This is a genomic window from Mesorhizobium sp. WSM4808 (assembly GCF_055811675.1).
Map to the genome: position 1 here is coordinate 138,829 of NZ_JBVVQX010000017.1, position 8,383 is coordinate 147,211.

The 8,383-nt window shown below is 62.6% G+C and carries 7 protein-coding genes; 4 read left to right on the top strand and 3 right to left on the bottom strand.

Annotation, left to right across the window (positions count from 1 at the left end; genetic code table 11):
• Window positions 1–175: 175 nt before the first annotated feature.
• On the top strand, window positions 176–2,587 hold the full coding sequence (lon, locus tag AC0L2U_RS27040) for an endopeptidase La (protein ID WP_127810676.1): 2,412 nt from the start codon (window positions 176–178) through the stop codon (window positions 2,585–2,587).
• Between the two features lie 297 nt (window positions 2,588–2,884).
• On the top strand, window positions 2,885–3,157 hold the full coding sequence (gene hupB / locus AC0L2U_RS27045; protein WP_127268007.1) for a DNA-binding protein HupB: 273 nt from the start codon (window positions 2,885–2,887) through the stop codon (window positions 3,155–3,157).
• 205 nt (window positions 3,158–3,362) lie between these two features.
• On the opposite strand, the gene AC0L2U_RS27050 is transcribed toward hupB, so the two are convergent.
• Window positions 3,363–4,385, bottom strand: a complete 1,023-nt coding sequence (locus tag AC0L2U_RS27050) for an aldo/keto reductase (protein ID WP_473602888.1) — start codon at window positions 4,383–4,385, stop codon at window positions 3,363–3,365.
• Between the two features lie 178 nt (window positions 4,386–4,563).
• Here AC0L2U_RS27050 and AC0L2U_RS27055 point away from each other — a divergent pair, with 178 nt between their 5' ends.
• Both AC0L2U_RS27055 and AC0L2U_RS27060 read left to right on the top strand, forming a co-directional pair.
• On the top strand, window positions 4,564–5,130 hold the full coding sequence (locus tag AC0L2U_RS27055; protein WP_292334898.1) for an SIS domain-containing protein: 567 nt from the start codon (window positions 4,564–4,566) through the stop codon (window positions 5,128–5,130).
• A 3-nt stretch (window positions 5,131–5,133) separates the two neighbouring features.
• A complete protein-coding gene (locus AC0L2U_RS27060; protein ID WP_473602889.1) occupies window positions 5,134–5,877 on the top strand; it encodes a creatininase family protein in 744 nt (247 codons plus the stop codon).
• Between the two features lie 260 nt (window positions 5,878–6,137).
• On the opposite strand, the gene AC0L2U_RS27065 is transcribed toward AC0L2U_RS27060, so the two are convergent.
• The gene (locus AC0L2U_RS27065) at window positions 6,138–7,055 is read right to left on the bottom strand and encodes a carbohydrate ABC transporter permease (RefSeq protein ID WP_127268003.1); all 918 of its coding nucleotides are present in this window, start codon (window positions 7,053–7,055) and stop codon (window positions 6,138–6,140) included.
• Window positions 7,056–7,081: 26 nt separating this feature from the next.
• Entirely contained in the window at window positions 7,082–8,203 is a 1,122-nt protein-coding gene (locus AC0L2U_RS27070; protein WP_127273345.1) for a carbohydrate ABC transporter permease, read from the bottom strand.
• Window positions 8,204–8,383: the final 180 nt, after the last annotated feature.

Consider the following 8,383-nt stretch of genomic DNA (forward strand, 5'->3'; position numbering starts at 1 on the left):
GACACGCCCCTTGATCTTTGGGGGTCGTGCATCCAACTAACTGGAGAAGGCCGAGGTGCCCGATTTCTGTGCTGTAAAACTCCCGTCATAAACGGTGGTAGGCGGAACGATCCCCGGTCGTTAATATAAGATTCGCGGTTGGCTGATTGGCGGCCGCGACATGAAAGGTTGGACAATGGCCAAAGTATCCAAGGCACCCAGCGACGGCGTCTTCGCAGTTCTCCCACTGCGCGACATCGTGGTGTTCCCGCACATGATCGTGCCGCTCTTCGTCGGGCGTGAGAAGTCGATCAAGGCGCTGGAAGAGGTGATGGGTCAGGAAAAGCAGATCCTGCTTGCCACCCAGATGAATGCCGCCGACGACGATCCCGAGCCCGATGCCATCTTCGACATCGGCACGCTCGCCAATGTGCTGCAATTGCTCAAGCTGCCCGACGGCACCGTCAAGGTTCTGGTCGAAGGCGCTTCGCGTGCGAAAATCGTCTCGTTCACCGACCGTCCGGACTTCCACGAGGCCCGCGCCGCGGCGCTGGTCGAGCCGGACGAGGAAGAGGTCGAGGTTGAGGCGCTGGCGCGTTCGGTCGTCACCGACTTCGAGAACTACGTCAAGCTGAACAAGAAGATCTCGCCCGAAGTGGTGGGTGCAGCCAGCCAGATCGACGACTATTCCAAACTCGCCGACACGGTTGCCTCGCATCTCGCCATCAAGATCCCTGAGAAGCAGGAAATGCTGGCCACGCTCTCGGTCAAGGAGCGGCTGGAAAAGGCTATGGGCTTCATGGAAGCCGAAATCTCCGTCCTGCAGGTGGAGAAGCGCATCCGCTCGCGCGTCAAGCGCCAGATGGAGAAGACGCAGCGCGAATACTACCTCAACGAGCAGATGAAGGCGATCCAGAAGGAGCTCGGCGAAGGCGAGGACGGCCGCGACGAGGCCGCCGAGATCGAGGCGCGCATCAAGAAGACCAAGCTCTCCAAGGAGGCCCGCGAAAAGGCGGAAGCCGAGTTGAAGAAGCTCCGGACGATGTCGCCGATGTCGGCTGAATCGACCGTCGTGCGCAACTATCTCGACTGGATCCTGTCGATTCCGTGGGGCAAGAACTCCAAGGTCAAGCAGGATCTGGCTTTTGCGCAGAACGTGCTCGACACCGATCATTTCGGCCTCGACAAGGTCAAGGAGCGCATCGTCGAGTATCTCGCTGTACAAAGCCGCCAGAAGAAGCTGAAGGGGCCGATCCTGTGCCTCGTCGGCCCTCCCGGCGTCGGCAAGACCTCGCTCGGCAAGTCGATCGCCAAGGCGACCGGTCGCGAATTCATCCGCATGGCGCTTGGCGGCGTGCGTGACGAGGCCGAGATCCGTGGCCACCGCCGCACCTATATCGGCTCGATGCCCGGCAAGGTCATCCAGTCGATGAAGAAGGCCAAGAAGTCCAACCCGCTCTTCCTGCTCGACGAGATCGACAAGATGGGCCAGGACTTCCGTGGCGATCCGTCATCGGCGTTGCTCGAGGTCCTCGATCCGGAACAGAACTCGACGTTCATGGACCATTACCTCGAGGTCGAATACGACCTGTCGAGCGTCATGTTCGTGACGACGGCGAACACGTTGAACATCCCGGCGCCCTTGATGGACCGCATGGAGATCATCCGTATCGCCGGCTACACCGAGGACGAGAAGATCGAGATCGCCAAGCGGCACCTGATGCCGAAGGTGATCCGCGATCACGCGCTGCAGCCGAAGGAGTTTTCCGTCGGTGAGGACGCGATCCGCGCCATCGTCCAGACCTACACCCGCGAAGCGGGCGTCAGGAGCCTGGAGCGCGAGCTGATGAAGCTCGGGCGCAAGGCGGTGACCGAGATCCTGAAGACGAAGAAGAAGACGGTGAGCATCACGGCGGAGAACCTCTCCGATTACCTTGGTGTGCAGCGCTACCGCTTCGGCCAGGTCGAGGCTGACGATCAGGTCGGTGTCGTTACAGGTCTTGCCTGGACGGAAGTCGGCGGCGAACTGCTGACGGTCGAAGGCGTCATGATGCCCGGCAAGGGCCGCATGACGGTGACCGGCAACCTGCGCGACGTGATGAAGGAATCGATTTCGGCGGCGGCCTCCTATGTCCGCTCGCGCGCCGTCGATTTCGGCATCGAGCCGCCGCTGTTCGACAAGCGCGACATCCACGTGCACTTGCCGGAAGGCGCCACGCCGAAGGACGGTCCGTCTGCGGGTGCTGCCATGGCGACAGCCATTGTGTCGGTACTGACGGGTATTCCGGTCCGGGCGGATGTGGCGATGACCGGCGAGATAACGCTTCGCGGCCGCATCTTGCCCATCGGCGGGCTCAAGGAGAAGCTGCTCGCCGCGCTGCGCGGCGGCATCAAGAAGGTGCTGATCCCGGAAGACAATGCCAAGGACCTGGCGGAGATCCCGGACAATGTGAAGAACGGCATGGAGATCATTCCGGTCTCACGTGTCGGCGAGGTGTTGCGCCACGCGCTGGTGCGTATGCCGGAGCCGATCGAATGGGTCGAACCGGTCAATCCGCCGGCCTCGACAGACAGTGCCGACGACGCTGGAAAGTCCCTGGCGCATTAGAGTGCCGGGCGTCCATCTGGACGCACAAAGGACGGTCTGACGCTCAAGCTTGCGCATGGCCCTTTCCGAAACCGACTGCGGTTTTCGATGTCATGCGCTGGTTTTCGTCAAGGTTGCAGCGCACAAACGGAGAGCCGGGCCTCGAGCCCGGCTTTTTCATGTGAAAAACCCAGCATTTCCGGGCTTTTTCCGCTTTTTTCCTGCCTTTTCGACTTGGTTGCGGGAGCGCTTCTTTCTAAAGTCCGTTTCCTGCCGGATGAGTCGATAGTTCCGGTGTTCTCATGGAAGGGAATTTTTATGAACAAGAACGAACTGGTGTCCGCTGTCGCCGACGCCGCGAGCATTTCGAAGGGTGATGCGCAGTCGGCGGTCGATGCGGTATTTTCCGTGATCACCGGCGAACTGAAGAAGGGCGGCGATGTCCGGCTTGTCGGCTTTGGCAATTTCTCCGTGTCAAAGCGTGCGGCGTCGACCGGCCGCAATCCTCAGACCGGCGCCGAAGTGAAGATCCCGGCGCGCACCGTGCCGAAGTTCTCGGCCGGCAAAGGCCTCAAGGACGCAGTCAACTAAGCGTTTTTTCTTTTCAGAGACCTCAGAAAAGCCGGGCTTGCCCGGCTTTTCATTTTGGCGCCCTACGCGGGTACATGCGACCAGAAAAGCCGGGCTTGCCCGGCTTTTCATTTTTTATGCCCTGCGCGGGTACACGCGAACAGAAAAGCCGGGCTTGCCCGGCTTTTCATTTTTTGTGCCCGACGCTGACGCGACGGCGGCCGGCTTACGCGGTCGGCGCCTCGGTGCGCATAAGACCTTCCTTCTTGAGATCGGCCCAAAGCGCTGGGGGCAGTTTCGCATCGAGCAGCGAGCGATTGCTCTCGACTTCGCTCGGCCGCTGGCCACCGGGGACCACTGAGACGACCGAGGGGTGCAGCAGCGGGAATTGCAGGGCGGCCTCGATCAGCCTGACACCATGACGCTTGCAGACGTTTTCGATCCCGGCGACCCGATCGAGTATGTCCTTCGGCGCTTCCGAGTAGTTGTAGTAGGCGCCGGGCTTCGGTCCGGTCGCCAGGATGCCGGAGTTGTAGGGGCCGCCGAGAACGATGCCGATGCCGCGTGCCTGGCAGAGCGGCAGGAAGGACATCAGCGCCTCCTGTTCCAGGAGCGTATAGCGTCCGGCCAGCAGGAACAGGTCGAAGTCGCCGCGCTCGGCCAGCGTCTGTGCGACCTGCCACTCGTTGATGCCGCCACCGAACGCCTTGATCACGCCCTGGTCGCGCAGCGACAGCAAGCCGTAATAGCCCGAGCGCATGAACTCCTCGATGCGCCGGTCGGAGGCTTCCTTGCTGCCATGCGTGAAGATGTCGACATCGTGCACGAAGAGGATGTCGATCCGGTCGACGCCGAGGCGCTCAAGCGAGGCTTCGAACGAGCGCATGACACCGTCATAGCTGTAGTCGTACACTTCGCGGCGCGACGGCGTGTCGAAGAACTTGCCGATGCCGGTGCGCTCTTCGGGCGGGCAGGCGCGCATGATGCGGCCGACCTTGCTCGACAGCACATAGTCGTCGCGCTTCTTGCCGCGCAGGAACGGGTTGAGCCGCGTTTCCGAGAGGCCGAGTCCATAAAGCGGCGCGGTGTCGTAGTAGCGGCAGCCGGTCGCCCACGCGGCCTCCAGCGTTGCGTTGGCGTCCTCGTCGGAGACGGCACGGTAGAGGTTGCCGAGCGGCGCCGCGCCGAAGCCGAGCTCGGTGAAACTGATGCCGCCATTGCCGATGCGGTCGAAATGCCGTGTCTTCATATGCTGCCGTTTGCCTCGCTTGATTTGTCTGACATGACACTATCACGCCTGTGATCAGGCAAAAGCATCGCTGCGCGTTGGACACGCATTTTCGCGGTTGCTAGCATGAACGAAATCAAGCTGTTCGTGGCAGCAAGGGCGGCAAATCCCAGGGGTGATTTTTGATGGCAGGATCGCGGTGAGCGACAAGAGCAAAAGCCTGTTCGAGACCGCGCTTGAGGAGCTCGGCGGCGTGCTGGCCCGCATCGACGAAAGCCGGATCGACGCCGCCTGCAAAATGCTGGCCGGCGCGCGACAGATCGTCGTCTATGGCTGCGGCCGCGAGGCCTTGCAGGTCAAGGGTTTTGCCATGCGGCTCTATCATTTGGGCCTGCCGGTGTCCGTGGTCGGCGACATGAACACACCGCCGCTGGGGCAGGGCGATGTCTTCCTGGTCAGTTCCGGGCCGGGAGAGACCTCGACCGTGCTGACCCTGATGCAGGTCGCGCACGATGCCGACGCGACCAACCTCCTGCTGACCGCCCAGGCCGAAGGCAGCGCGGCAAGGCTTGCCGACTTCACCCTGCTCATTCCCGCGCAGACCATGGCCAACGATCAGGGGGCGCAGAAGACATCGGTGCTGCCGATGGGCTCGGTGTTCGAAGGCGCGCTGTTCCTGCTGTTCGAGGTGATGGTGCTGAAGCTCAGGGAATTGATCGGAGCGTCGCCCGAAGCCATGCGCGCCCGCCACACCAACATGGAATAGATCATGCGCTACGAACTGATGCTGCCACACCAGATCCGCAGGGCGATCGCCGAGAATTGGCCGGTCGCTCTGCCGCTCGGCGTGCTCGAATACCATGGCGAGCACATGGCCGTCGGCATGGACACGCTGGCCGTCGTCAACACGCTGGAGCTGTTCGAAAAGGAGAAGGACGTCGTCATCCTGCCGCCCTTCTACTACGGTGCTGCGAGTTATGCGGTGGCGCCCCCGGAAGGCAGCGGCTCGGTGCAGGTCGGCGGCAATGCGCTGGCGCCGTTCGGCGAGGAGCTGTTCTACAGCCTGCTGCGCATCGGCTTTCGCAACATCCACGCCATCATCCACCACCAGACCGAGAACTTTGCCGCCGGCATGCCGACCGATCTGGCGTTCAAGACCGCCGGCCGCCAGGCGATCTTCCGCTTCCTCGAAAAGGAGCGCGGCGAGGGCTGGTGGGGCTCTCAGGCGATGGCCGACTACTATTCCGGGCACGCCGCGGGTGAAAATTTCTTCAACTGGGTGCAGGTGCATCCGCTGATGTCGGCTGACATGAACGGCAAGTACCCGTTCGATCATGCCGGCATCGGTGAGACCTCGCTGATGCTGGCGCTATGCCCGGAGGCTGTAGATGCCGCTCATTTCGGCAACAACAAGAGCTGGTACACGGCGAGCGCCGAGGATGCTTCGGCCGAGCTTGGGCAGAAGGGCGTCGCCATGATCATGGACCATCTGCGAGCGATCTTGGGACGCTAGCAGCGGTTCTTCCTTCTCCCCTTGTGGGGTGAGAAGCGGTCCGCGTCGCGGACGAAAAGCCAATTGCTTGGCTTTTCGAGCTTCGAACGCCCTGAGCCTGCGAAGGGCCGGGCGTGGTTAGTCGATCCACCCTGCCGGGTCCCCGCTGCTTCGCAGCGTCCCGGCGTTCGCCGGCCTTTCATCGTGCCACTGGCACGATGAATTCGCCTTCGGCGAACCGGCTGCTAACCCCACAGGGGGAGAAGGGAAGGCCGGCCCTGCTACTTCACCGCGCCCGCGGTCATGCCCATGATCAGATAGCGCTCCAGCGCGATGCCGATCACCGCCAGCGGCGCGATCGCCGCCGTCGCGAGCGCTGCCATCGACCACCAGTTGATGCCTTGCGAGCCGGTCTGGCTCGCCACCATGACGGGGATCGTCTTGGCGTCGGTCGAGGTCAAAAGGGCGGCGAAGAAATACTCGTTCCAGCACAGCACCATCGCCAGGATGAAGGCGGCGACCATGCCCGGCAGCGCGATGGGCATGACGATGCGGAAGAACGCGCCCCAGATCGACAGCCCGTCGACCAGGGCTGCTTCCTCGAGCTCGACGGGAATCGAATTGAACTGGTCGCGCATGATCCAGATGACGATCGGCAGCACCATCAGCGTGTAAAGCAGGATCAGTCCGATGCGCGTGTCGAGCAGTCCGACCTCGCGATAGAGCACCAGGAAGGGCAGCGCCAGCACCACCGGCGGCAGGATCAACTGCGACAGGAAGAAGAACGAGATGTCCTCGTTTTTGAACCAGGCGAAATGATAGCGATAACGGGTGAGCCCATAGGCGGCGAGGCTGCCGATGACGATGGCGAGGCTCGATGCGCCGACCGAGGTGATCACCGAATTCATGAAGCGCTTGAGGAACTCCTCGCGCACCGTTGAGGTCTGGAAGATCGAGTCCGGCGACAGGCCGAGCGAGCGCCAGCCTTTCCAGTCCGGCTGGAAGTCGACGAAGGGGATGAGATGGCCTTGCGTGACGTCGACCGCGGTCTTGAACGAGGTTGTCACCGTCCAGTAGATCGGGAACAGGCAGATGAACGCCCAGAAGGCCAGTGCCCCATAGATGAAAACGCGGCTGGCGAGGAAGCTCGCGGGCGAGCGGATCTCCGAGGCGACATATTCGGTGGTCTGAACGCTCATCGGGCTCAATTCACCCCCATCTTGCTTTAATTGACATTGCGGACAAAACGGTTGGCGAATTTCAACAGCCACGTGACGAACACGACGATGATCACCAGATAGGCCATCGCCAGCATGGTTCCGTAGCCGACATTCGAGCGGTCGCGATATTCGCGATAGATGAAGCTCGACACGGAATCGGTGGCGCCGCCGGGGCCGCCGGATGTCACGGTGATGATGATGTCGGCAAGCTTCAGCTTGAAGATGATGCGCAGGATCACCGCCGTCACCGACACCGGCAGCATCAGCGGGAAGGTGACCTGCCAGAAGGTCTGCCACGCGTTGGCGCCGTCGACGCGTGCGGCTTCGAGCACCTCGCGCGACATCGCCTGCAGCCCGGCCAGCAGCATGATCATCATGAATGGGATGAAGGTCCAGGCATCCAGTATCATGATCGATATGCGGGCGATGATCGGGTCGGAGAAGAAGGCCGGATTTTCCCAGCCGAGATGGCGCGCCAGCGTTGCGGCCGGTCCGAACCGGTATTCCATCAGCGACTTGCCGATCATCCACGACACCGCGACCGGCGACAGCATCAGCGGCATCAGGAAGACGACGCGGAAGAACTTTCGCGCCCGGATCTGCGCGTTGAGCAGCAGCGCCAGGCCGAAGGCGATGACATATTCGACCGCCACTGCCAGCACATAGAGCACCATGTTGAACAGCGCGTTGCGGTAGTAGGGATCGGCCAGCATCTGCCAGAAATTGTCAAGCCCGTTGAACTTGCGACCGCTGAACGAGCTGAGGTTCCAGTCGGTGAGGGCGATGTAGAAACCGAACAGCGTCGGGAAGATCACCATGGCGATGGTGAACAGCAGCGCCGGCAGCAGGAACAGGGCACGCTGTCCGTCTTCGCCACGCGTCAGCACTTGGCCGACGCCGATCGCCACACCCCACAGCACATAGGCATAGACGACGGGGCGCCAGGTCTCGAAGCCGATCGTATCGGCGCTGCCCTTGTAGAGGATCTCCAGCACGATCGTCGCCAGCAGGCCAAGCGTCGCAACGGCCATTAGCGTCCAGCCAAGGCGTTTGCGGCCTGGAGAGATCAGATCGGAAGGGCCGGCATCTGCCGGCCACTGGTTCGCGGTCGAAGTCTGGTCAGCCACAAATCTCGCCCGTTTGCAGGCTCTCGAGGAGCCGGAGCCGGTCTAAAGTGGTGGGGGGGGGGGGGGGGGCCCCCGGGGGGGGGGGGGGCGCCCCGCCCCCCCGGGGGGGGGGGGGGGGGGTGGGGTTGGGGGGGGGGGGGGGGCGGGGGGGGGTGGGGGGGGCCGCCCCGCCGGGGGGGG